This is a genomic window from Rhodococcus sp. NPDC056516, from assembly GCF_042794655.1.
In the GTDB taxonomy this organism is placed as follows: Bacteria; Actinomycetota; Actinomycetes; order Mycobacteriales; family Mycobacteriaceae; genus Rhodococcus_F.
Genome location: NZ_JBHTTG010000006.1, coordinates 482,002 through 508,972 on the forward strand (window position 1 = coordinate 482,002; position 26,971 = coordinate 508,972).

A 26,971-nucleotide genomic window follows, 5' to 3' on the forward strand; every position below is an offset into this window, starting at 1 on the left:
ACATCCCCTTGCGAAGACACAGTACAGTTTCGCTGGGGCGGAAATTTCGGGTAGTAGGCAGGTCAGGTATCGGGGAGGAACCGTGGACCGATCGCGGTTGAAGCATTGGCCGTCGTCGCACAGGATTTCGGCGCGCGAATTCGTGTCGGCACAGATTCTCGGAATCGGTGCGGGCGGAATCGCGATGGTCAGTGGGCTGGATTGGCTCTGGGCGCTGACAATTGGTTGTGTGGTTGCCGGATCAATGCTACTCCATGTGGGCGGTTGGTCGGTAATGTCCTGGATTGCCAGGTACTTTCGCTATCTTCGCCACAAGAACGTGGACGGCGGAACGATCGTCAGTTTTCACACCCCCTCCGAGCAGTCGATCGGGCTGCGAGTTGACGGATCTTCACTCGTCGCTGTCGTCGAGATCGCTCCACCGCGCGACTACCTGACCAGGATCGGGCGTCATTCGTTCGACGCGTCCCACCTTCTGCCCACGGCTGCGCTCGTGGATTGTCTTCATCAGCACGACATCTCGCTCACCGGCATCGACATTGTCAGTCACGGATATCGCGCCGCATCCGGAACCCCGGCCACCGAAGTCTACGAACGACTCATCGGACCGCTACCAGCCACCGCCACCAGAAGTGTGTGGCTTGCACTACGTTTCGACGCTCTCGAGGGTTCTGCAGCAGTCGAGCGCCGCGGCGGGGGCGAACAGGGCGCGGGCCGCGCGATCGCTGTTGCCGCCAATCGTGTCATCCGGGTTCTCGATACAGCGGGATGCAAGGCGCGGATCCTGACCGCACCGGAAATTGCCTCGTCCACTGCCCAGGTGACAAGAGGAGTGGACAGCGACGAGGTCACCGAAACGTGGCGAAGTACCCCGTTGCCCGGCGTGTCCAACGTGGGATACGGGATTGAACCCCGCTTCATCACCGCCTCGACCCTGACTCGAATATGGGCAGTGGCAACGGTCGGGACATCCGTGACAATTCGGTTGCGCCCCAACGGCGAACGTGGAGAGGCGAAGGTCAGCGCGACATGCCGTTTCACCACGCGCAATCCACCTGAGAACGCACCGTTGGCCGGTTTGGTCTCGTTACGGGGGCGCCAACGCGACGGACTGTTGACCAACCTGCCGACCGCACTGACGGCGTTGGATCCGATCACGCCGCACATCCGCATGGACGCGGACACACTCGACTCACTCGCTCTACCTCTTGCCGGGTGCGGCCAGCTCATCGGCTCCGACCGAAACGGGAACGGTGTCACAGCAAGAATTTCGGGGCCCGGCGTCAACACGGTCTTTGTCGCCGGCGAACTCTATCTAGCTCAGCAATTGATCTTCAGAGCCATCGCGACCGGCGCTCGAGTACTCATCCACACCGATCGACCGGAAGCCTGGACCGCGCTCACCGACTCCATGGCAGTGCCCGACCGACTCCGCGTGTCCGGTCAGGGCGGTGGGCCTGAAGGCGCCTTCAACACTGTCGTGTTCGACGGAGTCGAGGGGCTGCCTCCGCGTGCCGGCGTGACCGCGATCTACGTGTACGGACATCCGCGCCAATGGCCTCGGATCGACCCTGAAATTTCGATAGTCCAGCCATTCGCACTCGGCGACAAGATCACGGTCGAAACCGGCCGTACGCGCGTCGACCTGACTCTGGTGACCATTGCTTCCGAGACCTCGTTCATCGGTCGTCCACGAGCCGGCGACGCTCACCAGATGGCGTGATCGCGTAGGTTCCCGATCAGCCGGGGTATGGGTCACTCGCACGCTGCGTACGCAATCCGCTCCCCCACCAATGCAATTCACGAATCATCTTCTCGGTCGCATCGATCGCAATCGGATCGATGCCGTACGGCTCGTGTCCGAATTGCTTACGAACCCGGTGAATGGTCACGCTTTGACGCACCGAGACCATGTGCAACTCCGCCACTACTTGCCTCAGCTGTTCGACGGCCCGAACACCACCTGAAATCCCGCCGTAGGACACGAAGCCGATCGGCTTGGCCCGCCACTCGTGCTTCACGGAATCGAATGCGGTCTTGAGGGCAGCCGGATATCCGTGGTTGTATTCGGAGGTCACGGCAACAACAGCGTCGGCGCGCCCGATTCGCTTGCGGAAAACCTCCGTGGCAGGTGAATCCGAGAAATCCTGGGGTAACGACAGGTCTCTGAGGTCGATCACCGACACCTTCCACGACGGGTTCGTGGTTGCGCGCTCGACAAACCAATCCGCCACTGCTCGTCCTATTCGCCCTTCGCGGACCGAACCTACGATGACTTCGACGTTCAAAGGTGCCATGAACATCGATGCTAGCGACCTCTCACGCAGTGATCCCGTCCGTGATGAGTGCCGCCAATTCCCGATACGCGCTGGCGTCGTCCAATCCCGTTGCCCGATAAACCGCGCGTTGCTGGATCCGAACCATCGTCGCCGCGGCCGCATCGGCAACAAATGACGCGTGTACCTGCCGGAATGCGCCCGAATCCACCCCCTCCACGATCAGTGCTCGCACGCGATCCGCGGCGATCGACGTGTTCTTCTCGTAAACCTGGCTCGCCGACGCCGATTCAGACAGGTCTTCCATGAATTGACGGGACGCCGGGGACAATTGATCACCGACTGCTTCGAGATAAACCGCCACTCGACGAGTGGGCGTCGCCTCTGCGGCCACGGCACTCTCCACCGCATCGGTCGCCGCACGGAAGAAGTGAACTGTCACCGCCCGCACGAGGTCCTCCTTGCCCGCCGCCACGGTGTACAAGGTGCTCTTGGAGCAGTGCAGACGAGCTGCGATCTCGTCGAGCGTGAGGTGGGCGAAACCCTCGCTCAGGAACAGCTCGACCAATTGATCGAACAGTTCCGCCCTGCGCGCAGTCGTCTTGCGAACCAGCCTTGCCATACGCAAGACAGTACTGCAGTATCGTTCTCAGTACTACTACCTAGCTAGGAGCCGACCGTGCCCGTCGAACGCCTGATGCCCAGCCAAGAAGCTCGCGATCTCATCGAACTGACGCGTGATGTCGCGGACAAGGTACTCGCGCCCAAGGTCAACGAATACGAGAAGGCCGAGAAGTATCCCGACGGAGTGTTCCCTGCACTCGGACAAGCAGGCCTACTGAGCCTTCCGTATCCCGAGGAGTTCGGTGGCGGCGATCAGCCGTACGAGGTCTACCTCCAAGTCCTCGAAGAGATCGCCTCTCGCTGGGCCGCGGTTGCGGTGGCGGTAAGCGTGCACAGCCTGTCATGCTTCCCGCTGTTCACCTTCGGCACCGACGAACAGAAGAACCGTTGGCTTCCGGACATGCTGGGTGGCAACACCATCGGCGCATACAGCCTCTCCGAAGCGCAGGCCGGATCCGACGCCGCCGCTTTGTCGTGCAAGGCGACGCCCACCGAAGGCGGTTACCGCGTCAACGGCTCGAAAGCCTGGATCACCAACGGCGGCAAGGCGGACTTCTACAACCTCTTCGCCCGCACCAGTGACGACGGCTCACGCGGGGTCTCCTGCCTCCTGGTGGACAAGGACACCGAGGGCCTCAGCTTCGGTAAACCAGAAGAGAAGATGGGGCTGCGCGCGGTCCCCACTGCCTCCGCGAACTACGACGACGCCTTCATTCCTGACGAGCGATTGATCGGTCAGCGCGGACAGGGGCTCCCGATCGCCTTCAGCGCGCTCGACTCCGGTCGACTCGGAATCGCTGCTGTTGCCGTCGGAATCGCCCAGGGCGCGCTCGACGACGCGGTCGCTTACGCGAAGGAGCGCAAGGCATTCGGCAAGCGGATCATCGATCACCAAGGACTCGGATTCGTGCTCGCAGACATGGCTGCCGCAGTTGACTCCGCTCGTGCCACCTACCTCGATGCAGCCCGCCGCCGCGACGCCGGAGTGCCGTATTCGCGCAATGCCAGCGTCGCAAAGCTTGTTGCCACCGACGCGGCAATGAAGGTCACCACCGACGCCGTTCAGGTATTCGGTGGGTACGGATACACCCAGGACTTCCCCGTCGAGCGCTACATGCGCGAGGCCAAGATCACGCAGATCTTCGAGGGCACCAACCAGATTCAGCGGCTGGTCATCGCGCGCCAACTGGCGGGATAGCCGCCCGATACGAATGCCCTCCCACACCAGAGTGGGAGGGCATTTTGTATGCAGTCGATCAGTCGCCGCAGCATCCACCCGAAGACGGAATCTCGCGGGTCTCACGGGTAATCGCGTTCCGGGCAGCCAGTTCCGAGTAGTCGGGGTAGTCCACGCGGACCAACGAAAGTCCGTGCGCCGGCGCAACGAGGATGGAACTGGACCGCGAAGTTTCGTCGAGCAAACCTGCCAGCCAGTCGGCGGTGCGCCGTCCCTCACCGACGGAGAGGACTGCGCCGACGAGACTGCGAACCATCGACCAGCAGAATGCGTCCGCATTCACGTAAGCCGTGAATACCGTGCCCTCTTGTGCCCAGTCGAATCGTTGCAGCTCTCGCACCGTTGTGGCACCTTCTCGACGCTTGCAGAATGCCGCGAAGTTGTGAAGGCCGAGAAGCCGATTCGACGCTTCCTGCATCGCGCCGAGATCGAGTGGTTTGGGGTACGACACGGTATCGCGTGCGCGAAGGGGCTCCACGCCGAATGCCGCGTTGGTCACCCGGTACTCGTAATAGCGTCGCATCGCCGAGAATCGCGCGTCGAACTCACCGGGAACCACCGAGATCTGTTTGACCCGAACGTCCTTGGGCAAGAATCGTGCGAGCCTGCGCACAAGTCGCGAAGGGTCGTCCGGGAGCAACTCGCCCGGGACGTCGACGTGCGCTACCTGCCCGGTCGCGTGGACACCGGCGTCCGTTCGACCGGCAACAGTGAGCTGAACCGGTTGCCGTAGCACCGTTCCCAACTTGTCTTCGATCTCGCCGCACACGGTGCGCAGGTCGGTCTGACGGGCCCAACCCGAGAAATCGGTGCCGTCATAGGAGATGTCGAGCCGCAATCGAACGAGCCCGCCGTCCCCGGTGGGGGCGGCGGGCTCGTTCGATTCAGCGTGTGCCGAAACCAAGGGAGACTAGTCCTTCTTGGCCTCTTCGGCCTCGGGAGCGTCGGCCGCAGTTGCGGTCTCGTCCTCGATGGCCTCGACGACTGCGTCAGCGTTCTCGACCTCAGCCTCGGTCGCGTCGGCCTCTACGGCCTCGACGACGTTCTCTGCGGCGGGAGCTTCCTGCGAGGACTTGACGCGACGAGCGCGATCAGCCTCGGAGGTGACGGTCTTTTCCTTGACGAGCTCGATGATTGCCATCGGAGCGTTATCACCCTTGCGGGGGATCGTCTTGATGATGCGGGTGTATCCACCGTTACGGTCCGCGTAGAACGGGCCGATCTCGGCGAACAGGGTGTGAACGACATCCTTGTTACGGATGACCTTCAGCACCTCACGACGGTGAGCCAGCGTGCCGGCCTTTGCGTGCGTGACGAGCTTCTCGGCGTAGGGGCGCAGTGCCTTGGCCTTGGACTCGGTGGTGGTGATGCGACCGTGCTCGAAGAGCGCGGTAGCCAGATTGGCGAAAATCGCCTTCTGGTGGGAAGCCGACCCGCCGAAGCGGGCACCCTTCTTGGGCTTGGGCATGATGATCTCCTAGTAAAGGACCTGAGCTGCTACAGCTGTTCGGTCTCGGCGTAGTCCTCGGTACCCTCGGCATCGCCGAAGGAACCGGCATCAGTGTCACTCCACGTTCCGGTGGCGGCGTCGTAGCCGGCAACGGTGGTGGGATCGAAGGATGCGGGGCTGTCCTTGAGGGACAGGCCGAGCGAATGCAGCTTGACCTTGACCTCGTCGATGGACTTCTGTCCGAAGTTGCGGATGTCGAGCAGATCGGACTCGGTACGGCCGACAAGCTCACCGACGGTGTGAACACCTTCGCGCTTGAGGCAGTTGTAGGAGCGGACCGTGAGGTCCAGATCCTCGATGGGGAGTCCGAAGGAAGCGATGTGATCGGCCTCGGCGGGCGAGGGTCCGATCTCGATTCCTTCTGCTTCGACGTTCAGCTCACGGGCCAGGCCGAAGAGCTCAACCAGGGTCTTGCCCGCAGAAGCGAGCGCGTCCCGTGCGGTGATGGAGTTCTTCGTTTCCACGTCGAGAACGAGCCGATCGAAGTCGGTGCGCTGTTCGACGCGAGTGGCCTCCACCTTGTAGGTGACCTTGAGCACCGGCGAGTAGATCGAGTCGACCGGGATACGGCCGATCTCTGCGCCGGACGCCTTGTTCTGGACGGCGGGGACATAGCCGCGACCGCGCTCGACAACGAGCTCGATCTCCAGCTTTCCCTTGTCGTTCAGGGTGGCGATGTGCAGATCAGGGTTGTTCACGGTGACGCCTGCCGGGGGCACGATGTCGCCTGCGGTAACAGCGCCGGGGCCCTGCTTGCGGACGTACATGGTGACCGGCTCGTCCTCTTCGGAGTTCACGACGAGGCCCTTGAGGTTCAGGATGATGTCGGTGACATCTTCCTTCACGCCCGGGACGGTGGTGAACTCGTGGAGAACGCCGTCGATACGGATGCTGGTGACAGCAGCGCCGGGGATCGACGAGAGCAGCGTGCGGCGCAGCGAATTGCCGAGCGTGTACCCGAAACCTGGCTCCAGGGGCTCGATGACGAACTTCGAGCGGTTATCAGCGATGACCTCTTCGGTCAGCGTGGGTCGCTGAGAAATGAGCATTGGTATTTCCTCCTGTACGGACGTCCACTATTTGACGCCCACGATGGGAAAGGGCCTGCGGCCCCGTGAGTGGTTGAGGAGTCCGGAGACTCCTCAACCACTCACGGGGTGCGGAGCACCTTACTTCGAGTAGTACTCGACGATGAGCTGTTCCTGCAGAGCGATGTCGATCTGCGCACGCTCGGGAAGTTGGTGAACCAGGATCCGCAGACGCGAGCCGACAACCTGCAGCCACCCGGGAACCGGGCGATCGCCGACGGTCTCACGCGCAACCTGGAACGGAAGCGTGGAGAGCGACTTCTCCTTGACATCGATGATGTCGTACTGCGAGACGCGGTAGCTCGGGATGTCGACCTTCTTGTTGTTCACGAGAAGGTGACCGTGCGTGACCAGCTGACGTGCCTGACGGCGCGTGCGAGCGAGGCCTGCGCGGTACACGACGTTGTCGAGACGCGACTCGAGGATGCGAAGCAGGTTCTCACCGGTCTTGCCGGGGCGGTTGTTCGCCTCCTTGTAGTACAGGCGGAACTGCTTCTCCATGACGCCGTAGGTGAAGCGAGCCTTCTGCTTCTCCTGCAGCTGGAGCAGGTACTCGCTCTCCTTGATACGCGCGCGGCCGTGCTGTCCGGGCGGGTACGGGCGACGCTCGAATGCCTGGTCGCCTCCAACGAGGTCGACGCGCAGACGACGCGACTTGCGGGTGATGGGTCCGGTATAACGTGCCATTTTCTTCTACCTATCCTTCCCGCTATACCCGACGCCGCTTGGGCGGACGGCAGCCGTTGTGCGGCTGGGGGGTTACATCGGAAATGGTGCCGACCTCGAGGCCAGCAGCCTGGAGGGAACGGATTGCGGTCTCGCGACCGGATCCCGGTCCCTTGACGAAGACGTCAACCTTCTTGACACCGTGCTCCTGCGCCTTGCGGGCAGCGCTCTCAGCAGCAAGCTGAGCGGCGAAGGGAGTCGACTTACGCGAACCCTTGAAGCCGACGTGTCCCGAAGACGCCCAGGAAATGACATTTCCGGCGGGGTCCGTGATGGACACGATGGTGTTGTTGAAGGTGCTCTTGATGTGAGCGGCGCCGTGCGGGATGTTCTTCTTATCCCTGCGACGCGTCTTCTGGGTCTTCTTCGGACCGGTGCTACGTGACTTCGGGGGCATTACTTCGCCTTCTTCTTGCCGGCAATGGTGCGCTTCGGACCCTTACGGGTACGGGCGTTGGTCTTGGTGCGCTGACCACGCACGGGCAGACCACGACGGTGGCGCAGGCCCTGGTAGCAGCCGATCTCGATCTTGCGACGGATGTCGGCCTGAACCTCGCGGCGAAGGTCACCCTCGACCTTGAGCGACTCCTCGATGTACTCGCGGAGCTTTGCCAGGTCCTCGTCCGAGAGGTCCTTGCTCCGGAGATCCGGGCTGACGCCGGTGGCGTCAAGGATTTCCTTGGAGCGGGTACGGCCGATGCCGTAGATGTATGTCAGTGCGATCTCCATGCGCTTTTCGCGAGGAAGATCAACACCAGAGAGACGTGCCATGGTGGCATTTCCTTATCGGTGTGCGGAGGTCTGCTCCCAGCCCTTCCCCTGTGCCTCTTGCCGAGTACCGACGCCCGAAGGCGCAGATGATCTCATCAACTAACTCAGTGGGGCCCCGGCCTCCGTGCCGGGGGTGAACCATTGTCCGACCTTGGCGATCGGTGAACGATCGCGTGGGGTCTCGTCAACAATGGCTGGTACTGGGAGGTCTTCTTTGCTTGTTGCCAAGCAGATCTTCGAAAAGCTAGATCTAGCCCTGACGCTGCTTGTGACGCAGGTTCTCGCAGATCACCATGACTCGACCGTTACGGCGAATCACTTTGCACTTCTCGCAGATCTTCTTGACGCTCGGCTGAACCTTCACGTCTTCTGATCTCCTGTTTTGTCGCAGCCTGCCGCGATGAACCGCAGCAGACATACTTCTCCCTGACCCAGGTCAGGTCCGGGAAGTTCGTTACTTGTAGCGGTAAACGATGCGTCCGCGCGACAAATCGTAGGGCGAGAGCTCTACGACAACGCGATCTTCCGGGAGGATGCGAATGTAGTGCTGACGCATCTTTCCGCTGATGTGGGCGAGGACCTTGTGGCCATTCTCGAGCTCAATGCGGAACATCGCATTGGGCAGCGGCTCGACTACTCGTCCTTCGACCTCGATGGCCCCGTCTTTCTTAGCCATATCCTCCGCGATCCGTTTGGTTTGGCATGCTTCGTGCATCGGCTTCCGTTACATTGGCACGCAATGGAAAGATCGTCGGCAGTTCGCAAGCCCGATCCCGGAACGATCCGGGCGTAGGCACACGAACTATCGACGCGCATAGCGCACCGCCTAGCCATGTTACGCGATGTAAACGACCAGGCCAAATGCGCCTCCGGCCAGGGTGCCGACACACACCGCTCCCCCATCGAAAAAGTCCCAGCCTCGACATGAGGCTGGGACTTTTTCGAACGTGAAACATGCTCGCTGCCAACACTTGTCAGCGACTGTGCCGACTACTCCGGCCGAAGGGTAAGAATCCGCGGCCCGTCTTCGGTCACAGCGACGGTGTGTTCCCAGTGCGCTGCGCGGGAACCGTCGGTGGTCACGACAGTCCAGTCGTCGTCGAGAATCACCGTGTCGGTGGTGCCGAGCGTGAGCATCGGCTCGATCGCCAGGCACGATCCGACAACCAATTCAGGACCCTTACCCGGGGCGCCTTCATTGGCAAGGAACGGATCCATGTGCATTTCCCGACCGATTCCGTGTCCGCCGTATCCGTCGACGATGCCGTAGGAACGACCGTGCAACTTCTCGGCGGCCTTGGTGCCGACCTCGATCGCGTGCGAAACGTCCGTCAGACGGTTGCCTGCGATCATCGCCGCGATCCCGGCTTCCATCGAAAGCCGAGTTGCCTCGCTCAGTTCCTGATCGGCGACGCTGATCTCGCCGACACCGAACGTCCAAGCAGAGTCACCGTGCCAACCGTCGAGGATCGCACCGCAGTCGATCGAAACGAGGTCACCTTCGGCCAGGATGTCCTGAGCCGAAGGGATCCCGTGAACGACGCGATCGTTGACCGAGGAGCAGATCGAACCGGTGAAGCCGTGGTACCCGAGGAACGAGGGCACGGCGCCGGCGTCACGAATGACGGATTCTGCGACCGCGTTCAGTTCCAAAGTGCTGACACCGGGCTTCGCCGCAGCGCGCACCGCCACCAACGCCGAACCCACGATCGCGCCGGCAGCAGCCATCGCGTCGAGTTCGCCCGCGGAGCGGAACGGAACAACCTTGCGCTTACGCCCGAAGACCATTACTTACCCAACGCTGCCAGTGCGCGTGCGTTGACCTCTTCGACCTCGCCGATCGCGTCGACGGAGACGATGCTGTCCTTGTAGTAGTCGAACAGCGGTGACGTCTCGTCGCGGTAGACCCGGAGGCGGTTGCGGATGACGTCCTCGGTGTCGTCTGCACGACCGCGGGCGAGCATGCGCTCGACCACGATGTCCTCGTCGACGACGAAGGAGAGGACACCGTCGAGCTTGGTGTCGAGGTCCTTCAGGATTCCCTCGAGTGCCTGAGCCTGTTCGACCGAGCGCGGGAATCCGTCGAGAAGGAATCCATTTGCTGCGTCCGGTTCTGCGACGCGAGCCTTCACCATGTCGTTGGTGATCGAACTCGGTACGAGTTCACCGGCGTCGATGTACTTCTTTGCTTCTACACCGAGAGCGGTGGCCTGACCGATGTTCGCGCGGAAGAGATCACCCGTTGAAATGTGGGGAACGCCGAACTTCTCGGACAAGATAGCGGCCTGGGTGCCCTTGCCGGCACCGGGAGGACCAAGGAGGACAAGTCTCACTTGAGGAACCCTTCATAGTTACGCTGCATTAGCTGACTCTCGATCTGCTTCACGGTGTCCAGACCGACGCTGACCATGATCAGCACCGCGGTGCCACCGAACGGCAGGTTCTGCGCGCCGCCACCATTCCCGATATCGAGGAACAGGTTGGGCAGAACAGCAATGGTGCCGAGGTAAATCGCACCCGGAAGGGTGATGCGACTCAGCACGTAGTTGAGGTAATCCGCGGTCGGTTGACCGGGTCGGATACCGGGGATGAAGCCACCGAACTTCTTCATCTCGTCGGCGCGCTCTTCGGGGTTGAAGGTGATGGCGACGTAGAAGTACGTGAAGAAGACGATCAGGCCGAAGTAGATCGCGATGTACACCGGGTTGGCCGGGTTCACCAGGTAGGTGTTGATCAGGCGCTGCCACCAGCTGGGGTCGACCGCTGTGCTGGCCGAAGTCAGCTGTGCGATCAAGTTCGGGAGGTACAGCAGTGAAGACGCGAAGATCACCGGGATGACGCCGGCCTGGTTCACCTTCAGAGGCAGGTACGTCGAGGATCCGCCGTACATCTTGCGTCCGACCATCCGCTTTGCGTACTGCACCGGAATGCGGCGCTGACCCTGCTCGACGAAGACGACACCGGCGATGATCAACAGCGCTGCGAGGCAGACGAAGGCGAAGACCAGTGGACCACGGCTGTCGAGAATCGACTTGCCCTCGCTCGGGATACGCGATGCGATACCGGCGAAGATGAGGAGCGACATACCGTTGCCGACGCCGCGTTCGGTGATGACCTCACCGAACCACATGACCATGGCAGCACCGGCAGTCATGACCAGCACGATGATGACAAGACCGAAGATCGACTTGTCGGCGATGATGTCGTCACAGCCCTGGAGCAACTGTCCACGCGCCGCGAGGGCGACGATGCCAGTCGACTGCAGGATGGCCAGAGCGATGGACAGGTAACGCGTGTACTGCGTCATCTTGGCCTGACCGGACTGGCCTTCTTTTCGAAGTTCCTCGAACTTCGGGATCACCACGGTCAGCAGCTGCACGATGATGCTTGCCGTGATGTACGGCATGATGCCGATCGCAAAGATCGACATCTGCAGCAGAGCGCCACCGGAGAACAGGTTGATCAGCGAGTAGATACCTGCTGAGTCACCGGAGTTGGCGATATCGATGCACTGACGCACGCGGCCGTAGTCGACACCTGGGGACGGAATGAGAGCGCCGACCCGATACAGAGCCACCAAGCCGAGGGTGAAGAGGATCTTCCGCCTCAGGTCTGGGGTCCTGAGGGCCGAGACGAAGGCGGAAAGCAAAGATCCTCCTGGCACGACGGTAGGGAGACAGATCGTTTTGACCTGTCGAACTTTTGAACTCTAACAGTGAGCATTTGGGAACTAAGCGGGCAGACCACGAAAACCGGGTAAGCCGAAGATACATTTGCCACTCGGTGACCAGAATACTGACCCGTCCGAGCAAGCACGACCAATCCGTGACACGACCTCGTAGACGCCGACGGCCGCAACGCAGCAAACGCTGCGCTGCGGCCATCGGACTAGCTAAGCGTGATCACTCACAGCTCGGTAGCGGAACCACCGGCAGCAGCAATCTTTTCCTTGGCGGAACCGGTGAACTTGTCGACGGTCACCTGAACGGCAACAGTCAGTTCGCCGTCGCCCAGAACCTTGACGAGCTGGTTCTTGCGGACTGCGCCCTTGGCAACGAGATCCTCGACCGTGATTGCTCCACCTTCGGGGAACAGACGGGCGATGTCGCCGACATTGACGACCTGGTACTCGGTGCGGAAGGGGTTCTTGAAGCCCTTGAGCTTGGGCAGACGCATGTGAAGCGGCATCTGTCCACCCTCGAAGCCCACGCGCACGGTGTTACGTGCCTTGGTGCCCTTGGTACCGCGACCTGCGGTCTTACCACGCTTGCCGCCCTCACCGCGTCCAACACGAATCTTGTTGGACTTGGATCCGGGAGCGGGGCGCAGGTGGTGCAGTTTGATGGTCATGGTTAGACCTCCTCAACTGTTACGAGGTGGCGCACCACGTTGATCAGACCGCGGTTCTGTGCGTTGTCCTCACGAACAACGGTCTGACGGATGCCCTTGAGACCGAGCGTGCGCAGAGAATCCTTCTGGTTCTGCTTGGTCCCGATGATGCTCTTGATCTGAGTGACCTTGAGATCTGCCATTACTTCACACTCCCAGCAGCCTGTGCGCGAGCGCGAAGCATGCCGGCGGGTGCAACCTCTTCGAGGGTGAGGCCGCGGCGAGCCGCAACTTCCTCGGGACGCTGCAGACCCTTGAGCGCAGCAACGGTCGCATGCACGACGTTGATGGCGTTGTCGCTACCGAGCGACTTCGACAGGATGTCCGCGATTCCAGCGCACTCCAGCACGGCGCGCACAGCGCCACCGGCGATAACACCGGTACCGGGGCTTGCCGGGCGAAGCATGACGATGCCGGCAGCAGCCTCACCCTGAACGGGGTGAGTGATGGTGTTGGCGATCATCGGGACGCGGAAGAAGCTCTTGCGAGCCTCCTCGACACCCTTCTGGATGGCCGCGGGAACTTCCTTGGCCTTTCCATAGCCGACGCCGACCAGTCCGTTGCCGTCTCCGACGATCACCAGAGCGGTGAAGCTGAAGCGACGACCACCCTTGACGACCTTGGAAACGCGGTTGATCGTGACAACGCGCTCGATGAACTGTGACTTCTCCGCAGCGTTTCCGCCACGGCCACCGTCGCGACGGTCACGGCCGCCACCACGGTTGTCCCCACGAGCGTTGCTGTTGTCACCGCTGTTGGGGCCATTCTGTCCGGCGGGTCCGCTTCCGCCGTCACGCCTTTGACGTCCCGGCATCAGGCTGTCCTTCCGTTGAAAATGTTGGTCATCAGAACTTCAACCCGCCTTCGCGAGCCGCGTCTGCCAGGGCCGCGATGCGACCGTGGTAGCCGTGTCCGCCGTGGTCGAAGACAACTGCTTCCACGCCGGCAGCCTTGGCGCGCTCGGCGATCAGCTGACCGACCTTCGCGCTCGCAGCCTTCTTGTCGCCCTCTGCCACGCGCACGTCGGCTTCGATGGTCGACGCGGAGGCCAGGGTGTGGCCTGCCAGGTCGTCCACGAGCTGGACGTGGATGTGGCGCGAGGACCGGTTGACGACCAAGCGGGGACGCTCGGGCGTGCCGGAGACCTTCTTGCGGAGACGGAAGTGACGACGCGTCTTCGAGAGACGACGCTTGGTGGACGCATCCTTGCCCAGCGGAATCCGCTTGGCTTTCTGGTTTGCAGTCTGGCTCATATCACTTACCCGTCTTTCCGACCTTGCGGCGGATCTGCTCACCCTCGTAACGCACGCCCTTACCCTTGTACGGGTCCGGACGACGGAGACGACGGATGTTGGCCGAGATCTGCCCGACCTTCTGCTTGTCGATGCCGGACACCGAGAACCGGGTGGGCGACTCGACGACGAAGGTGATGCCTTCGGGAGCCTCGATCGGCACCGGGTGGCTGAAGCCGAGCGCGAACTCGAGGTCCTTGCCCTTCAGTGCCACACGGTAACCAACACCGTGGATCTCCATCTTCTTCGTGTAACCCTCGGTAACACCGGTGATGATGTTCGCAACGAGGGTCCGCGACAGACCGTGCAGCGCGCGGCTACGACGCTCGTCGTCGGGGCGGGTGACGCTCAGCGAGCCGTCCTCTGCCTTTTCGATTGCGATGGGCTCGGAGATGGTCAACGCGAGGGTGCCCTTGGGACCCTTGACGGTGACATCCTGGCCGCTGATCGTGACGTCAACGCCCGCGGGGACGGTGACCGGAATCTTTCCAATACGCGACATTGTGGTGGCCTCCCTTACCAGACGTAGGCGAGGACTTCCCCGCCTACTCCTTGATTGGCCGCCTGGCGATCGGTGAGCAGACCGGACGACGTGGAGATGATGGCCACGCCGAGGCCTCCGAGGACCTTGGGCAGGTTGGTGGACTTCGCGTAAACCCGGAGACCGGGCTTGGAAACGCGACGCACGCCGGCGAGGCTACGCTCGCGGCTGGGTCCGTACTTCAGGTCGACGATGAGGGTCTTGCCGACCTCAGCGTCTTCGGTACGGAAATCGGAGATGTAGCCCTCACGCTTGAGGATCTCGGCGATGTTCGCCTTGATCTTCGAGTGGGGAAGCTTCACCTCATCGTGGTACGCCGTGTTGGCGTTGCGCAGACGCGTCAAGAAGTCTGCGATGGGGTCAGTCATGGTCATAGGTCGACCTCGACACCTTTCTCGCTGTGGTTCCCATGCAACACCGGACGAATCCGATCGTGGGCCTCCAGCAATTCGGCTGGGCCGTCCGACTTGTGTCAGACGGCGTAAGTTACCGCACCGAGCTGAACGCATGCGTCAGCCACGGCAACCGCTCTAGTGTAGGGAACTTTGGCGCAGGTGTCCACCGAGATGCCACGTCGCCTACCTCACCATCGCCCGGAAGACATGCCGGTCCAGGTATCGAGGCGTCCCGAAATCTGAACTGCTCGTTCGAGACCGAAGATCGACATCGACGGCCGATGGATCATCTCGATCCAGAGTTGCAGCGGGACAGTTCTTTTCAGGATCAACACGATGCACATTCAGCGCACATCTCGGTTCAAACGCCGAATGGGCGTGGGTCCCAAAGGAACCCACGCCCATTCAGATGCGTGGTGTGACGAAGCCCGAGGGCCTCAGATCACCAAGAGCTCTTGCGAACTCCGGGAAGCTCGCCGGCGTGAGCCATCTCGCGAACGCAGATACGGCACAAGCCGAACTTGCGGAACACCGAGTGCGGGCGACCGCACCGCTGGCAGCGGGTGTAGGCGCGAACCGCGAACTTGGGCTTCTTGTTGGCCTTGTTGACCAATGCCTTCTTAGCCATGCGCTCAGTTCTCCTTGAACGGGAAGCCGAGGTGCTTGAGCAGTGCACGGCCTTCTTCGTTGTTGGTTGCGGTGGTCACGACGGTGATGTCCATACCGCGGGGGCGATCGATCTTGTCCACGTCGATCTCGTGGAACATCGACTGCTCGTTGAGGCCGAACGTGTAGTTGCCGTTGCCGTCGAACTGGTTGCCCGAGAGACCGCGGAAGTCGCGGATACGGGGCAGAGCGACAGACACGAGGCGGTCCAGGAACTCCCACATGCGGTCGCCACGGAGGGTGACGCGTGCGCCGATGGGCATACCTTCGCGGAGCTTGAACTGCGCGATGGACTTACGTGCCTTGCGGATCTCGGGCTTCTGGCCCGTGATCAGCGACAGGTCATGGACAGCGCCGTTGATCAGCTTGGCGTCACGGGCAGCGTCGCCGACGCCCATGTTGACGACAACCTTGACGACGCCGGGGATCTGCATGACGTTCGAGTAGTCGAACTCGCTGTTGAGCGCGTCCTTGATCTCAGCGCGGTAGCGTGCCTTGAGGCGCGGCTGGACCTTGTTTTCGGTGGAGGTCATGTCAGATGTCCTTCCCGTTCTTCCGGGAAATCCGAACGCGCTTGCCGGACTCTTCGTCAGTGCGGTAGCCCACGCGAGTGGGGTTTCCGTCCGAGTCGACGACTGCAACGTTGGAAACGTGGATCGGGGCTTCCTGCGTGACGATGCCGCCGGAGGATGCTCCGCGCTCGTTCGCGGAAACCGCGGTGTGCTTCTTGATTCGGTTCACGCCTTCGACGAGGACCTTGTCGGTCGCGGGGTAGGCCTGAATGACCTTGCCCTTCGCGCCCTTGTCCTTGCCTGCGATGACCAGAACGGTGTCACCCTTGTGCACCTTCATCACAGCACCTCCGGGGCAAGCGAAACGATCTTCATGAACTTCTTCTCGCGCAGCTCACGGCCGACGGGTCCGAAGATGCGGGTTCCACGGGGATCACTGTCAGCCTTGATAAGCACTGCAGCGTTCTCGTCGAACTTGATGTAGGAACCGTCCGGACGACGGCGCTCCTTGGTCGTACGAACGATGACGGCCTTGACGACCTCACCCTTCTTGATGTTTCCACCGGGGATTGCGTCCTTGACGGTGGCGACGATGACGTCACCGATCCCGGCGTAGCGACGTGACGAACCGCCGAGAACGCGGATGCAAAGGATTTCCTTGGCACCCGTGTTATCAGCGACGCGAACTCGCGACTCCTGCTGAATCACTTGATCTCCCTAGACCTGGAATTTCGTGCGCAACGGATTACCGACCCGGTGCGCGCGGTCATTGTTGCCACCTGCGTCGTGTCTGAGCTGCAGTCCCACCGACTGACGCCGGGAGACGATCACTGCAAGCACCGTTCGAGCTGCGCACGTGAAGACACACCTCTGCCACAGGCAACCGTTCTATTGTAGGGAAGGGTTCGCCGATTACCAAATCAGCACTGCTCGACGCAACTCGAACCCCTCACCCGGAAGAATCCCGGAAAGCCTGAAACGCCGAATGGCCCACTCCCCCAACGGGAAGCGGGCCATTCGGTGATACTCGATCAGCTCAAGGATTCGATCAGGCTTACTTGGCCTTTTCGAGGACCTCGACCAGACGCCAGTGCTTCGTCGCGGACAGCGGACGGGTTTCCATCAGCTGAACGCGGTCGCCGACGCCGGCAACGCCGTTCTCGTCGTGCGCCTTCACCTTGGTCGTACGGCGGATGATCTTGCCGTAGAGCTTGTGCTTGACGCGGTCTTCGAGCTCGACCACGATCGTCTTTTCCATCTTGTCGGACACGACGTATCCGACACGGACCTTGCGGCTCGCGCGCTCTTCTGTGCTCACTGCTTTTTCCTCACTCATGCCGCGTCACCTGCATCCGGACCCACAGCGAGTCCGAGCTCACGCTCACGCAGGACGGTGTAGATGCGCGCGATCTCGTGACGAACGGTGCGCAGTCGTCGGTTGTTGTCCATCTGGCCGGTAGCCATCTGGAAACGAAGGTTGAAAAGCTCTTCCTTCGACTCACGGAGCCGGGTGACCAGCTCGTCTTCACTGAGCTCGCGGAGCTCTGCTGCTGGGGTTCCAGTAGCCATCAGAACTGCTCCTCTCTGGTCACGATCCGGCACTTGCACGGGAGCTTGTGCATCGCGCGGCGCAGGGCCTCACGAGCAATCTCCTCGTTGGGGTATGTCATCTCGAACAGAACGCGTCCGGGCTTGACGTTGGCAATCCACCACTCGGGCGAACCCTTACCGGAACCCATTCGGGTTTCGGCCGGCTTCTTCGTGAGGGGGCGATCCGGGAAGATGTTGATCCAGATCTTGCCGCCACGCTTGATGTGCCGAGTCATGGCGATACGAGCGGACTCGATCTGCCGGTTGGTGATGTAGGCAGGCTCGAGAGCCTGGATGCCGTAGTCACCGAAGGTCACCTGGGTACCGCCCTTGGCGGCACCCGAACGGCTCGGGTGGTGCTGCTTGCGGTGCTTGACCCGCCGTGGGATCAACATGCGTCAGCCCTCCTGATTCTGTTCAGTTGCGGGAGCATCGGCGGTTGCGGTCGCTGCGCGGCCGGCCTCGGTGCTGGTCGCAGTGGTACCGGTGGCACCGGAACGACGCGGACGGCTCGGACGCTCACGACGCGGGCGATCCCCGGCCGGTGCGGCCGTGTTGGCGGCGAGCTCGCGCTTGCCACCGACGATGTCGCCCTTGTAGATCCAGACCTTGACGCCGATGCGACCGAAGGTGGTCTTGGCCTCGTAGAGGCCGTAGTCGATGTCCGCACGAAGCGTGTGCAGCGGCACACGGCCTTCGCGGTAGAACTCCGACCGGGACATCTCGGCGCCGCCGAGACGACCGGAGCACTGAACGCGGATTCCCTTGACGTTGGGCTGACGCATGGCCGACTGGATGGCCTTGCGCATTGCACGACGGAAGGCAACGCGGTTCGAGAGCTGCTCGGCCACACCCTGTGCGACGAGCTGTGCTTCAGCTTCTGCGTTCTTGACCTCGAGGATGTTCAGCTGAACCTGCTTGCCGGTCAGCTTCTCGAGCTCGGAGCGGATGCGATCGGCTTCGGCGCCGCGGCGGCCGATGACGATGCCCGGACGTGCAGTGTGGATGTCCACGCGAACACGGTCACGGGTGCGCTCGATTTCGACCTTCGCGATTCCTGCGCGCTCCATGCCGGTGGCGAGGAGCTTACGGATCGCGACGTCTTCCTTGACGTACTCCGCGTACTGCTTGTCTGCGTACCAGCGAGACTTCCAGTCGGTGGTGATGCCGAGACGGAAGCCGTGCGGGTTGATTTTCTGGCCCACTACTGAGCACTTCCCTTCCGGCGATTACGGGTCGATGTTCCGGTCTTCGGCAGGCTCTCCACGATCACGGTGATGTGACTGGTGCGCTTGCGAATACGGAACGCACGTCCCTGTGCACGCGGCTGGAACCGCTTGAGGGTCGCGCCCTCGTCCACGAACGCCGTAGCAACGACAAGCGTGCTGGGGTCGAGGTCGAGGTTGTTCTCGGCGTTGGCTGCTGCGGAGGCGATCACCTTGGCGACCGGCTCGCTCGCTGCCTGCGGCGCGAACTTCAGGATGTTCAGGGCGTCTTCAACCGAGCGCCCGCGGACCAGGTCCACAACTCGACGTGCCTTCATCGGCGTAACGCGAACGTGCTTCGCTACGGCCTTGGCAGTCGGGTTGGCGGTTTCGGTGTTGCTCATCGCCTCTTCGCCTTCCGATCATCCTTGATGTGACCCTTGAACGTGCGGGTCGGTGCAAACTCTCCGAGCTTGTGTCCGACCATGGAGTCGGAAACGAAAACGGGGACGTGCTTGCGGCCGTCGTGAACTGCAAACGTGTGGCCGATGAAGTCCGGGATGATTGTCGAACGACGGGACCAGGTCTTGATGACCTGCTTGGTTCCCTTTTCGTTCTGTACATCCACCTTCGCGAGGAGGTGGTCATCGACGAACGGGCCCTTCTTAAGGCTGCGTGGCATCCTTCACTCCCTCCTAGCGCTTGTTCTTGCCGGTGCGGCGGCGACGGACGATCATCTTGTCGCTTGCCTTGTTCTTGCGGGTACGGCCTTCCGGCTTACCCCACGGGCTGACCGGGTGGCGTCCACCTGAGGTCTTGCCCTCGCCGCCACCGTGCGGGTGGTCGACCGGGTTCATCACGACACCACGAACGGTCGGGCGCTTGCCCTTCCAACGCATACGGCCGGCCTTGCCCCAGTTGATGTTCGACTGCTCGGCGTTGCCGACCTCGCCGACGGATGCGCGGCAGCGCACGTCGACGCGACGGATTTCACCGGAAGGCATACGCAGTGTGGCGTAGCTGCCTTCCTTACCGAGGAGCTGGATGCTGGCGCCTGCGGAACGAGCCATCTTGGCTCCGCCGCCGGGACGCAGTTCCACACCGTGGATGGTGGTACCAGTCGGGATGTTGCGCAGCGGCAGGTTGTTGCCCGGCTTGATGTCGGCGCCTGCACCGGACTCGATCGGTGAACCCTGCACCAGGCCCTTGGGGGCGATGATGTAGCGCTTCTCACCGTCTGCGTAATGCAGGAGTGCGATGTTTGCTGTGCGGTTGGGGTCGTACTCGATGTGAGCGACCTTTGCCGGGATGCCGTCCTTGTCGTTGCGACGGAAATCGATCAGTCGGTATGCACGCTTGTGTCCGCCGCCCTTGTGACGGGTGGTGATACGACCGTGTGCGTTACGTCCACCGCGACCGTGCAGCGGGCGAACCAGCGACTTCTCGGGGGTCGACCGAGTGATCTCGGCGAAGTCCGAGACGCTCGAGCCACGACGGCCCGGTGTTGTCGGCTTGTACTTACGGATTGCCATGAGTCTTCTCGTCCTCTATGTCTCGTCAAGTCCCGGCGCTTACGCGACCGGTCCTCCGAAGATCTCGATGGGCTTGCTGTCAGCGGACAGGGTCACGAGCGCGCGCTTGGTGTCCTTGCGCTTGCCGTAACCGAATCGGGTCCGCTTACGCTTGCCCTGACGGTTGGCGGTGTTGACGCTGGTCACCTTGACGCCGAAGACCTTCTCGACGGCAATCTTGATCTGCGTCTTGTTCGAGTCCGGGTGCACCAGGAAGGTGTAGGTGCCTTCCTCGATCAGTCCGTAGGACTTCTCGGAGATGACCGGAGCGAGCAGGATGTCGCGGGGGTCAGCGATGGTGCTCACTTGGCGTCCTCCTTGTTCTGAGCGCTCTCTGCGGGCCCGTGGATGAACGCGTTGAGTGCCTCGACGCTGAACACGACATCGTCTGCATTGAGCACGTCGTAGGTGTTGAGCTGGTCGGGTGCAATGGGATGCACGCCTTCCAGGTTCTGCACGCTCTTCCAAGCGGCTACATCCTGGCGACCCACGACGAGCAGCAGCTTCTTGCGATCCGAGATCTCGCCGAGGAACGCGATAGCGCCCTTGGTCGAAGGCGTCTGCCCTGCAACCAGCTCGGTGATGACGTGGATGCGCTCGTTGCGTGCGCGGTCAGAGAGGGCTCCGCGCAGAGCGGCTGCCTTCATCTTCTTGGGGGTGCGCTGGCTGTAGTCACGCGGCTGCGGGCCGTGAACGGTTCCGCCGCCGACGAACTGCGGTGCGCGAGTCGAGCCCTGGCGTGCGCGGCCGGTGCCCTTCTGGCGGTACGGCTTCTTTCCACCGCCGCGGACGTCGCCGCGGGTCTTGGTGGAGTGGGTTCCCTGACGAGCAGCTGCGAGCTGCGCGACGACAACCTGATGGAGAAGCGCGATGTTGGCCGGAGCGTCGAAGATCTCAGCGGGGAGATCGACGGTGCCGTTGGTCTTGCCGCCGGCGACCTTGACGTCCAGGGTCAACTTGGTCTCGGTGCTGGTCATGCCCGTGCACCACCCTTCACTGCACTCTTGACGATCACGAGGCCGCCCTTGCGGCCGGGGATCGCACCCTTGATCAGCAGCAGGCCGTTCTCGGCATCCACCTTGTGGACCGAGAGGTTCTGCGTCGTGATGCGGTCGCTACCCATGCGTCCGGACATGCGCATGCCCTTGAACACGCGGCCGGGAGTTGCACAGCCACCGATGGAGCCCGGGCGGCGGTGAACAGCCTGGGTACCGTGCGACGCACCCTGTCCCTTGAAGCCGTGACGCTTCATGGTTCCGGCGAAGCCCTTGCCCTTGCTGGTTCCGGTGACGTCGACGTATGCGCCGTCCTCGAAGACCTCGGCGGTGAGCTCCTGGCCGACCTCGTAGTCGGAGGTGTCCGCAACGCGGAGCTCCACTACGTGGCGACGCGGGGTCACACCGGCCTTGGTGAACTGGCCGGAAGTCGGCTTGTTCACCTTGCGCGGGTCGATGGCGCCGAACGCGAGCTGAACGGCGCTGTAGCCGTCACGCTCTTCGGTACGGATCTGGGTTACGACGTTCGGCCCAGCCTTCACGACGGTGACCGGGACAACCCGGTTGTTCTCGTCGAAGACCTGGGTCATGCCGAGCTTGGTGCCCAGGATTCCCTTGATCTTGGTATCAGTCATTGTTTTTGTCTCCGCCGTCACTGAATGTTCACGTCGACACTGGCCGGAAGGTCGATGCGCATGAGCGCGTCAACCGTCTTCGGCGTCGGGTCGAGAATGTCGATCAGCCGCTTGTGAGTACGCATCTCGAAGTGCTCGCGCGAGTCCTTGTACTTGTGCGGCGAGCGGATGACGCAATATACGTTCTTCTCGGTCGGCAACGGCACAGGTCCAACGACGCGGGCACCCGTACGGGTTACCGTCTCGACGATCTTGCGCGCTGACGCGTCGATCGCCTCGTGGTCGTAGGCCTTGAGCCTGATGCGGATCTTTTGTCCCGCCACGCTTAGTGTCCTTTTCTTGCCGCGTTTCGTAGCCCGCCTGGTCAGGCTCGAGCTACCTCGTCTGCACAGTCCTTGCCTGGACGATGACACGACGAACACTGAAGCGATCGGGACCAAGTCCAAGTTCTCGGGAGTACCGAGATTCGGATCGAGATCAGGATCTGCTGCCGCTGTTCGTTTGTCATTGTTCTCCGGTACACGCGGTCGGGCGTGTCGCCTTCTCACTCATCCTGCGCCGGACAATCTTTCGATCATCTGGCGCGTGATGCGTACCGGACGTGTTCGATGTCGAACACAAAGTAGGTACTGCTTCCGTCCTGCATTACTTCTCGTCTTGCATGGTCACAGTCGTAGACCCGATTACCCTTGACGGGATCTGCGATCGAACGTCTGTGACGTCTTACCCTTACCCGATCACGGCCGCAAACGACCGCGTCCCGGACAAGGCAACCCGACCAGTATGCCGTACCTGGCCCAATTCCTCAACTCCCCCGAACTGCCTTTTCCGAGTGAGCTGCGCGACAACAACCTTACTCAGAAGTAAGATAGGTTCATGACTACCTCCAGCCCTACCTATCGCGGATGGCAGAAATTGCCGGACAACGCCCTCGGACATGCAGTTTTCTCGGCGGCGATGTCCATTCGCGTCCCCTATTTCGCCTCCGTTCTCCCCCGGGTGACCAAGCTGGAACCAGGGCTCTGCGAGGTCCGCTCCCCCAAATGGTGGGGTGTCCACAACCATCTCGGCACGTTTCACGCGATCGCAGCTTGCAATCTCGCGGAGGTCGCAATGGGCATGCTGAGCGAAGCGACGGTTCCGAACTCACACCGCTGGATCCCCAAGTCGATGAAGGTCGACTACCTCGCCAAAGCCGAAACGGGTCTGCGAGCAGTCGCCCGCCTCGAGACCTTGCCGGACTTCGCTGCGATCGACAGCGGAACTGAACTGGTCGTTCCCATCTCGATCTTCGACCGCGACGGCAAGGAAGTAGTCCACGCCGAGATCACCACTTGGGTCACCCCCAAATAGGCACCCACGTAGGCGGTCACGAACCCGCCTGCATCGCAAGCTAATTCGCCCGCCAACAGGTTTCGCAGAAATTCGGGCCGCCGCAGGTTTCGGCGAAAGACGATCGTGGAACACCTCCCCGAACGGCGATGGTCGGTCGGGGTGCCGGTGTCCGGAGGTGATTTACGTTCCGGACACCGCATTGTCGACCTCGCGTCACGCCGAGCACCGGGAGGCCTCGTGGAAGAGTTCTTGACCACAACGAGTTCCGAATCAGGCACGGAGACCCGGGCGTATCCGGACAATGCCGAGGGGTTGGACAGCTTTCGGCGCGACCTCGACGCCATCGACGCTCTACTTCTCGAAACGGTGCGAGAACGGCTGGAACTCTGCCTGCGTATCGGCGAGTGGAAGCGCTCCCGCGAGGTTCCGATGATGCAACCCGGCCGAGTCCGCCTCGTTCAGGAACGGGCACGCGAATTCGCCCGGAGTCACGACCTCTCCCCTGACTTCTTCAACTCGCTGTACGAGCTGATGATTGCCGAGACCTGTCGACTCGAAGACCTGGTGATCAACGCACCTGTTGAGGAGGAGGACACTGTTCGGGAATCCGTCGGACCGAGATCAGGATCATCGACATGAGTTCCCGCACCCTTCTGGTGGACAATTACGACTCGTTCACCTACAACCTGTTCACCCTGTTGACCGAGGTCAACGGGGTTGTGCCCACCGTGGTCCGCAACGACGCGGACTGGGATTCCCTCGATCTCGCGTCGTACGACAACGTGGTCATCTCCCCCGGTCCCGGCCGGCCCGATCGCGAGCGTGACTTCGGAATCAGCCGCCGTTTCATCGAGGAGGCACCTCTCCCACTTCTCGGTGTCTGTCTAGGTCACCAGGGCTTGTGCGAGTTGTTCGGTGCCGACGTGGTGGTTGCGCCCGTCCCGATGCACGGCCGCATCTCGCTGATCGATCACGACGGTTCGGGCATCTTTGCCGGACTTCCGTCACCGTTCCGAGCTGTTCGCTACCACTCGTTGACCGTCGAGAATCTGCCGAATGCCTTCGTTCGCACCGCGTGGACCTCCGACGGACTGCTCATGGGTGTCAGACACCGGACCAAGCCGATGTGGGGCGTGCAGTTTCATCCGGAGTCCATCAGTACCGAGTTCGGCATCGATCTGCTCGCGAACTTCCGCGATCTGTCTGTCGGACGAACTCTGGATTCGGTGATCCGACACGAACCGGCGCCACAAACGCCCGACTTGCGACCGGCGATCAACTACGACGTCGACGACGTGACCCTCGATTTTGCCGTGGACCCGTCGGCGGCATTTGCAGCACTGTTCGCCGACGGCCCCAATGCGTTCTGGCTGGACCGCGCGGCCACTGCGGAACCGAGTGCACGCTTTTCGATTCTGGGCGATTCCGCGGGTCCGCTGGCTGAATTCATCACGTACGACGTACAAGCCGGGGTGCTGACGGTCAGCCGAAAAGGCTTGTCCGACGAGCACATTCGAGTTCCGTTCTTCGACTACTTGGACGCGCAACTCGCGACGCGCTTCGTGCCCTCGCATCCGGAACTCGACTTCAACCTCGGTTACGTGGGCTATCTCGGCTACGAACTGAAAGCACAGACCGGAGGGCGGGCAGTACATCCGGCACCCACTCCTGATGCCGCCCTGGTGTTTGCCGATCGCGCCGTCGTCATCGATCACACTGCCGGCCGCACTCACGTTTTGAGGTTGCGCGAGAAAGTCCGCGACGCCGGCCACGACGACTGGCTCGAATCGACCATCGACACCCTGGCGCGGATCGGCGCGGACCTTCCGGAACGCACCCCGGTTCCACTGATCAGCGAGACGGTCTGGACACAGGCTCGACTTCGGCATGATCGCGATCAGTACCTGTCATTGATCGGGACCGCGCTCTCGGAGATCCGGGCAGGTGAGTCGTACGAGGTGTGTCTGACCAACATGGCGAGCGTCGACGAGACGATCGATGCGCTGCGGGCGTTCGAGTACCTGCGCTCGATCAATCCGACGCCGTACAGCGCACTGCTCGACTTCACCGGCATCTCGGTCGTTTCGGCCTCACCAGAGCGGTTCCTACGTGTCGACGCGGACGGCAACGTCGAGTCCAAGCCCATCAAGGGCACTCGCCCGCGTGGCGTTACCCGGGCGCGCGATGCTGCCCTTCGGCAGGACCTGCTCGACAGCGAGAAGGACCGCGCCGAGAACCTGATGATCGTCGACCTCACTCGCAACGACCTCACGAAAGTCTGCGTTCCGGGAAGCGTGCACGTTCCGAGGCTGTTCGCGATCGAGTCGTACTCGTCCGTTCATCAAATGGTGTCGACCGTGCGTGGACATCTGAGTCCGGGATCGTCGGCCGTGGACTGTGTCCGGGCCGCTTTCCCCGGTGGATCGATGACCGGCGCCCCGAAGGTACGGACGATGGAAATCATCGACCGCCTCGAATCCGGCCCGCGCGGGGTGTACTCCGGATCGATCGGGTACTTCGCCCTCGGTGGCGCCGCGGACCTCTCGATCGTGATCCGGTCGCTGGTCTGCACCGAGAGCGGCGTGACCTTCGGAATCGGTGGTGCCATCACCGCGTTGTCCGACCCGGAAGAAGAGTTCGACGAGACCACGGTCAAGGCGTCCACGCTGCTCCGTGCCCTCGATGCGGTGTCCTCTCGGGTTCTCGAGTACGGCGGGTAGGACCAGCCATGATGGCGGCATCAGGTACTGCGACGGTGGTCGGCGGGCGGGGTGCCGTCGGAGCAATGTTCGTCGAACTGCTTCGCGCCGATGGCCTGACGGTCACCGTCGTCGATCCAGCAGGCTGCGATCCTGACGGAGATGTAGTCGTCGGTGACATCACGAAACCCAGTGACCGGGTCCTCGCGCACGTGGAGTCCGCGAGCGTCATCGTGCTCGCGGTTCCCGAACAGGTCGCTCTAGCCGCACTACCGAGCCTTCGGACATCCGGCGCTCTCGTTGTGGACACGCTGTCGGTCAAATCGCGGATGGACGCAGCAATCGCCGACGCCGGCCGAGAAGGGGATTTCCTCGGACTCAACCCGATGTTCCGTCCGTCGCTCGGACCGCGCGGTCGGGCCGTCATCGCAGTGCCGTACGTCGACGGTCGGCAAACCAGAAAGTTTCTCGACGTCGTTCGCTCGTGGGGAGCGTCGGTCGCGGTGATGGACGCCGATCGGCACGACCGATTGGCCGCAGCGACCCAGGTACTGACCCACGCGTCGGTGCTGGCCTTCGGCGTTGCCCTGACCGAACTCGGACTTTCCGCGGACGAACTCCTCGCGGTCGCCCCTCCCCCGCATCGGGCCCTGCTGGCGCTCCTGGCGCGTGTAGCCGGCGGCGAACCGGAGGTGTACTGGGACGTACAAGCGGGCAATCCGTACGCAGGTGCGACACGGAAAGCGCTGGCGGAAGCAACCGCGCAGGTGGACACGGCGGCCGCGACCCTCGGCGACTTCACGACGTTGATGAAAACCGCCGAGGCAGCGCTCGACGATCGCTCGGGCGAATTGAACGCGGAGTGTCAGAGCTTGTTCGATCGCATTGCCGAAGGGCATAGAGAGTAGGGCACG

Annotated in this window: 41 protein-coding genes; 6 read left to right on the forward strand and 35 right to left on the reverse strand. The window is 62.1% G+C overall.

What is annotated here, in order from left to right; all coding sequences use genetic code 11:
* Positions 1–82: 82 nt before the first annotated feature.
* Positions 83–1,723: a type VII secretion protein EccE gene (eccE, locus tag ACFQ6Y_RS20905; RefSeq protein ID WP_378636699.1), complete on the forward strand. Its 1,641-nt coding sequence runs from the start codon at positions 83–85 to the stop codon at positions 1,721–1,723.
* 16 nt (positions 1,724–1,739) lie between these two features.
* On the opposite strand, the gene ACFQ6Y_RS20910 is transcribed toward eccE, so the two are convergent.
* Together ACFQ6Y_RS20910 and ACFQ6Y_RS20915 are read right to left on the reverse strand one after the other, a co-directional pair.
* The gene (locus ACFQ6Y_RS20910; protein WP_378636704.1) at positions 1,740–2,297 is read right to left on the reverse strand and encodes an NADPH-dependent FMN reductase; all 558 of its coding nucleotides are present in this window, start codon (positions 2,295–2,297) and stop codon (positions 1,740–1,742) included.
* Positions 2,298–2,319: 22 nt separating this feature from the next.
* On the reverse strand, positions 2,320–2,898 hold the full coding sequence (locus tag ACFQ6Y_RS20915; protein ID WP_378503995.1) for a TetR/AcrR family transcriptional regulator: 579 nt from the start codon (positions 2,896–2,898) through the stop codon (positions 2,320–2,322).
* 57 nt (positions 2,899–2,955) lie between these two features.
* Between ACFQ6Y_RS20915 and ACFQ6Y_RS20920 the strand changes: the two genes are divergently transcribed.
* Positions 2,956–4,098 (forward strand): acyl-CoA dehydrogenase family protein, encoded by a 1,143-nt coding sequence (locus tag ACFQ6Y_RS20920; RefSeq protein ID WP_230812255.1) that lies wholly within the window; start codon positions 2,956–2,958, stop codon positions 4,096–4,098.
* A 58-nt stretch (positions 4,099–4,156) separates the two neighbouring features.
* On the opposite strand, the gene truA is transcribed toward ACFQ6Y_RS20920, so the two are convergent.
* The 33 genes from truA to rpsJ all read right to left on the reverse strand — a co-directional run bounded on the left by truA (position 4,157) and on the right by rpsJ (position 22,346).
* On the reverse strand, positions 4,157–5,041 hold the full coding sequence (gene truA / locus ACFQ6Y_RS20925) for a tRNA pseudouridine(38-40) synthase TruA (RefSeq protein WP_378447819.1): 885 nt from the start codon (positions 5,039–5,041) through the stop codon (positions 4,157–4,159).
* A gap of 6 nt (positions 5,042–5,047) precedes the next feature.
* Complete coding sequence (rplQ, locus tag ACFQ6Y_RS20930; protein ID WP_020906897.1) at positions 5,048–5,605, reverse strand: 50S ribosomal protein L17; 558 nt, start codon at positions 5,603–5,605, stop codon at positions 5,048–5,050.
* Positions 5,606–5,634: 29 nt separating this feature from the next.
* Positions 5,635–6,696: a DNA-directed RNA polymerase subunit alpha gene (locus tag ACFQ6Y_RS20935; protein WP_003941016.1), complete on the reverse strand. Its 1,062-nt coding sequence runs from the start codon at positions 6,694–6,696 to the stop codon at positions 5,635–5,637.
* A 120-nt stretch (positions 6,697–6,816) separates the two neighbouring features.
* Positions 6,817–7,422 (reverse strand): 30S ribosomal protein S4, encoded by a 606-nt coding sequence (rpsD, locus tag ACFQ6Y_RS20940; RefSeq protein ID WP_003940769.1) that lies wholly within the window; start codon positions 7,420–7,422, stop codon positions 6,817–6,819.
* 22 nt (positions 7,423–7,444) lie between these two features.
* The gene (rpsK, locus tag ACFQ6Y_RS20945) at positions 7,445–7,858 is read right to left on the reverse strand and encodes a 30S ribosomal protein S11 (RefSeq protein ID WP_003940683.1); all 414 of its coding nucleotides are present in this window, start codon (positions 7,856–7,858) and stop codon (positions 7,445–7,447) included.
* Positions 7,858–8,232: a 30S ribosomal protein S13 gene (gene rpsM, locus ACFQ6Y_RS20950; protein ID WP_003940834.1), complete on the reverse strand. Its 375-nt coding sequence runs from the start codon at positions 8,230–8,232 to the stop codon at positions 7,858–7,860. The genes rpsK and rpsM overlap by 1 nt, the downstream gene beginning before the upstream one ends.
* A gap of 250 nt (positions 8,233–8,482) precedes the next feature.
* Complete coding sequence (gene rpmJ / locus ACFQ6Y_RS20955; protein ID WP_003938068.1) at positions 8,483–8,596, reverse strand: 50S ribosomal protein L36; 114 nt, start codon at positions 8,594–8,596, stop codon at positions 8,483–8,485.
* A 90-nt stretch (positions 8,597–8,686) separates the two neighbouring features.
* Positions 8,687–8,908 carry a translation initiation factor IF-1 gene (gene infA / locus ACFQ6Y_RS20960; RefSeq protein ID WP_003418601.1) on the reverse strand — a complete coding sequence of 74 codons (222 nt, stop codon included), beginning with the start codon at positions 8,906–8,908 and terminating at the stop codon, positions 8,687–8,689.
* A 314-nt stretch (positions 8,909–9,222) separates the two neighbouring features.
* The gene (gene map, locus ACFQ6Y_RS20965) at positions 9,223–10,020 is read right to left on the reverse strand and encodes a type I methionyl aminopeptidase (RefSeq protein WP_378447820.1); all 798 of its coding nucleotides are present in this window, start codon (positions 10,018–10,020) and stop codon (positions 9,223–9,225) included.
* Complete coding sequence (locus tag ACFQ6Y_RS20970; RefSeq protein WP_003940868.1) at positions 10,020–10,565, reverse strand: adenylate kinase; 546 nt, start codon at positions 10,563–10,565, stop codon at positions 10,020–10,022. Before ACFQ6Y_RS20970 ends, map begins: the two co-directional genes overlap by 1 nt.
* The gene (gene secY, locus ACFQ6Y_RS20975) at positions 10,562–11,881 is read right to left on the reverse strand and encodes a preprotein translocase subunit SecY (protein ID WP_230812251.1); all 1,320 of its coding nucleotides are present in this window, start codon (positions 11,879–11,881) and stop codon (positions 10,562–10,564) included. The genes ACFQ6Y_RS20970 and secY overlap by 4 nt, the downstream gene beginning before the upstream one ends.
* Before the next feature lie 257 nt (positions 11,882–12,138).
* Positions 12,139–12,582 carry a 50S ribosomal protein L15 gene (gene rplO / locus ACFQ6Y_RS20980; RefSeq protein ID WP_138869531.1) on the reverse strand — a complete coding sequence of 148 codons (444 nt, stop codon included), beginning with the start codon at positions 12,580–12,582 and terminating at the stop codon, positions 12,139–12,141.
* Positions 12,583–12,584: 2 nt separating this feature from the next.
* A complete protein-coding gene (rpmD, locus tag ACFQ6Y_RS20985; RefSeq protein WP_003940751.1) occupies positions 12,585–12,764 on the reverse strand; it encodes a 50S ribosomal protein L30 in 180 nt (59 codons plus the stop codon).
* Positions 12,764–13,435, reverse strand: coding sequence for a 30S ribosomal protein S5 (gene rpsE / locus ACFQ6Y_RS20990; RefSeq protein ID WP_003940718.1), 672 nt, complete (start codon positions 13,433–13,435; stop codon positions 12,764–12,766). Before rpsE ends, rpmD begins: the two co-directional genes overlap by 1 nt.
* 31 nt (positions 13,436–13,466) lie before the next feature.
* Positions 13,467–13,874 carry a 50S ribosomal protein L18 gene (gene rplR / locus ACFQ6Y_RS20995; protein WP_003940996.1) on the reverse strand — a complete coding sequence of 136 codons (408 nt, stop codon included), beginning with the start codon at positions 13,872–13,874 and terminating at the stop codon, positions 13,467–13,469.
* Between the two features lies 1 nt (position 13,875).
* Entirely contained in the window at positions 13,876–14,415 is a 540-nt protein-coding gene (rplF, locus tag ACFQ6Y_RS21000) for a 50S ribosomal protein L6 (RefSeq protein ID WP_003940970.1), read from the reverse strand.
* Between the two features lie 14 nt (positions 14,416–14,429).
* Positions 14,430–14,828, reverse strand: coding sequence for a 30S ribosomal protein S8 (gene rpsH, locus ACFQ6Y_RS21005; protein ID WP_003940873.1), 399 nt, complete (start codon positions 14,826–14,828; stop codon positions 14,430–14,432).
* 209 nt (positions 14,829–15,037) lie between these two features.
* Complete coding sequence (locus tag ACFQ6Y_RS21010) at positions 15,038–15,193, reverse strand: hypothetical protein (protein WP_378636708.1); 156 nt, start codon at positions 15,191–15,193, stop codon at positions 15,038–15,040.
* Positions 15,194–15,291: 98 nt separating this feature from the next.
* Positions 15,292–15,477 (reverse strand): type Z 30S ribosomal protein S14, encoded by a 186-nt coding sequence (locus ACFQ6Y_RS21015; RefSeq protein WP_003940698.1) that lies wholly within the window; start codon positions 15,475–15,477, stop codon positions 15,292–15,294.
* Between the two features lie 4 nt (positions 15,478–15,481).
* A complete protein-coding gene (gene rplE, locus ACFQ6Y_RS21020; RefSeq protein WP_003940924.1) occupies positions 15,482–16,048 on the reverse strand; it encodes a 50S ribosomal protein L5 in 567 nt (188 codons plus the stop codon).
* A 1-nt stretch (position 16,049) separates the two neighbouring features.
* The gene (gene rplX / locus ACFQ6Y_RS21025) at positions 16,050–16,367 is read right to left on the reverse strand and encodes a 50S ribosomal protein L24 (RefSeq protein ID WP_003941019.1); all 318 of its coding nucleotides are present in this window, start codon (positions 16,365–16,367) and stop codon (positions 16,050–16,052) included.
* Positions 16,367–16,735 (reverse strand): 50S ribosomal protein L14, encoded by a 369-nt coding sequence (gene rplN / locus ACFQ6Y_RS21030; protein ID WP_003940951.1) that lies wholly within the window; start codon positions 16,733–16,735, stop codon positions 16,367–16,369. The genes rplX and rplN overlap by 1 nt, the downstream gene beginning before the upstream one ends.
* Before the next feature lie 346 nt (positions 16,736–17,081).
* Positions 17,082–17,363 (reverse strand): 30S ribosomal protein S17, encoded by a 282-nt coding sequence (gene rpsQ / locus ACFQ6Y_RS21035; RefSeq protein WP_003941020.1) that lies wholly within the window; start codon positions 17,361–17,363, stop codon positions 17,082–17,084.
* Positions 17,360–17,596 (reverse strand): 50S ribosomal protein L29, encoded by a 237-nt coding sequence (rpmC, locus tag ACFQ6Y_RS21040; RefSeq protein WP_003940734.1) that lies wholly within the window; start codon positions 17,594–17,596, stop codon positions 17,360–17,362. The genes rpsQ and rpmC overlap by 4 nt, the downstream gene beginning before the upstream one ends.
* A complete protein-coding gene (gene rplP / locus ACFQ6Y_RS21045) occupies positions 17,596–18,012 on the reverse strand; it encodes a 50S ribosomal protein L16 (RefSeq protein WP_003940899.1) in 417 nt (138 codons plus the stop codon). Before rplP ends, rpmC begins: the two co-directional genes overlap by 1 nt.
* Positions 18,013–18,015: 3 nt before the next feature.
* A complete protein-coding gene (rpsC, locus tag ACFQ6Y_RS21050) occupies positions 18,016–18,822 on the reverse strand; it encodes a 30S ribosomal protein S3 (protein ID WP_003941003.1) in 807 nt (268 codons plus the stop codon).
* The gene (gene rplV, locus ACFQ6Y_RS21055; RefSeq protein WP_003940717.1) at positions 18,822–19,226 is read right to left on the reverse strand and encodes a 50S ribosomal protein L22; all 405 of its coding nucleotides are present in this window, start codon (positions 19,224–19,226) and stop codon (positions 18,822–18,824) included. Before rplV ends, rpsC begins: the two co-directional genes overlap by 1 nt.
* Positions 19,223–19,504 carry a 30S ribosomal protein S19 gene (gene rpsS, locus ACFQ6Y_RS21060; protein WP_003940820.1) on the reverse strand — a complete coding sequence of 94 codons (282 nt, stop codon included), beginning with the start codon at positions 19,502–19,504 and terminating at the stop codon, positions 19,223–19,225. The genes rplV and rpsS overlap by 4 nt, the downstream gene beginning before the upstream one ends.
* Before the next feature lie 13 nt (positions 19,505–19,517).
* Positions 19,518–20,354, reverse strand: coding sequence for a 50S ribosomal protein L2 (gene rplB, locus ACFQ6Y_RS21065; protein WP_033231378.1), 837 nt, complete (start codon positions 20,352–20,354; stop codon positions 19,518–19,520).
* A 39-nt stretch (positions 20,355–20,393) separates the two neighbouring features.
* A complete protein-coding gene (gene rplW / locus ACFQ6Y_RS21070; RefSeq protein ID WP_003940990.1) occupies positions 20,394–20,699 on the reverse strand; it encodes a 50S ribosomal protein L23 in 306 nt (101 codons plus the stop codon).
* Positions 20,696–21,370, reverse strand: a complete 675-nt coding sequence (gene rplD, locus ACFQ6Y_RS21075; protein WP_003940723.1) for a 50S ribosomal protein L4 — start codon at positions 21,368–21,370, stop codon at positions 20,696–20,698. The genes rplW and rplD overlap by 4 nt, the downstream gene beginning before the upstream one ends.
* The gene (gene rplC / locus ACFQ6Y_RS21080; protein WP_003940826.1) at positions 21,367–22,023 is read right to left on the reverse strand and encodes a 50S ribosomal protein L3; all 657 of its coding nucleotides are present in this window, start codon (positions 22,021–22,023) and stop codon (positions 21,367–21,369) included. The genes rplD and rplC overlap by 4 nt, the downstream gene beginning before the upstream one ends.
* A 17-nt stretch (positions 22,024–22,040) precedes the next feature.
* Positions 22,041–22,346, reverse strand: coding sequence for a 30S ribosomal protein S10 (gene rpsJ, locus ACFQ6Y_RS21085; RefSeq protein WP_003938093.1), 306 nt, complete (start codon positions 22,344–22,346; stop codon positions 22,041–22,043).
* Positions 22,347–22,899: 553 nt separating this feature from the next.
* Between rpsJ and ACFQ6Y_RS21090 the strand changes: the two genes are divergently transcribed.
* From ACFQ6Y_RS21090 to ACFQ6Y_RS21105, 4 genes are all read left to right on the forward strand, one after another.
* Complete coding sequence (locus ACFQ6Y_RS21090; protein WP_378534470.1) at positions 22,900–23,376, forward strand: hotdog fold domain-containing protein; 477 nt, start codon at positions 22,900–22,902, stop codon at positions 23,374–23,376.
* Positions 23,377–23,607: 231 nt separating this feature from the next.
* A complete protein-coding gene (locus tag ACFQ6Y_RS21095) occupies positions 23,608–23,997 on the forward strand; it encodes a chorismate mutase family protein (RefSeq protein ID WP_378636712.1) in 390 nt (129 codons plus the stop codon).
* Positions 23,994–26,078 (forward strand): aminodeoxychorismate synthase component I, encoded by a 2,085-nt coding sequence (pabB, locus tag ACFQ6Y_RS21100; protein ID WP_378447823.1) that lies wholly within the window; start codon positions 23,994–23,996, stop codon positions 26,076–26,078. Before ACFQ6Y_RS21095 ends, pabB begins: the two co-directional genes overlap by 4 nt.
* A gap of 8 nt (positions 26,079–26,086) precedes the next feature.
* A complete protein-coding gene (locus ACFQ6Y_RS21105) occupies positions 26,087–26,965 on the forward strand; it encodes a prephenate dehydrogenase dimerization domain-containing protein (protein ID WP_378636715.1) in 879 nt (292 codons plus the stop codon).
* The last annotated feature ends 6 nt before the right edge of the window (positions 26,966–26,971 follow it).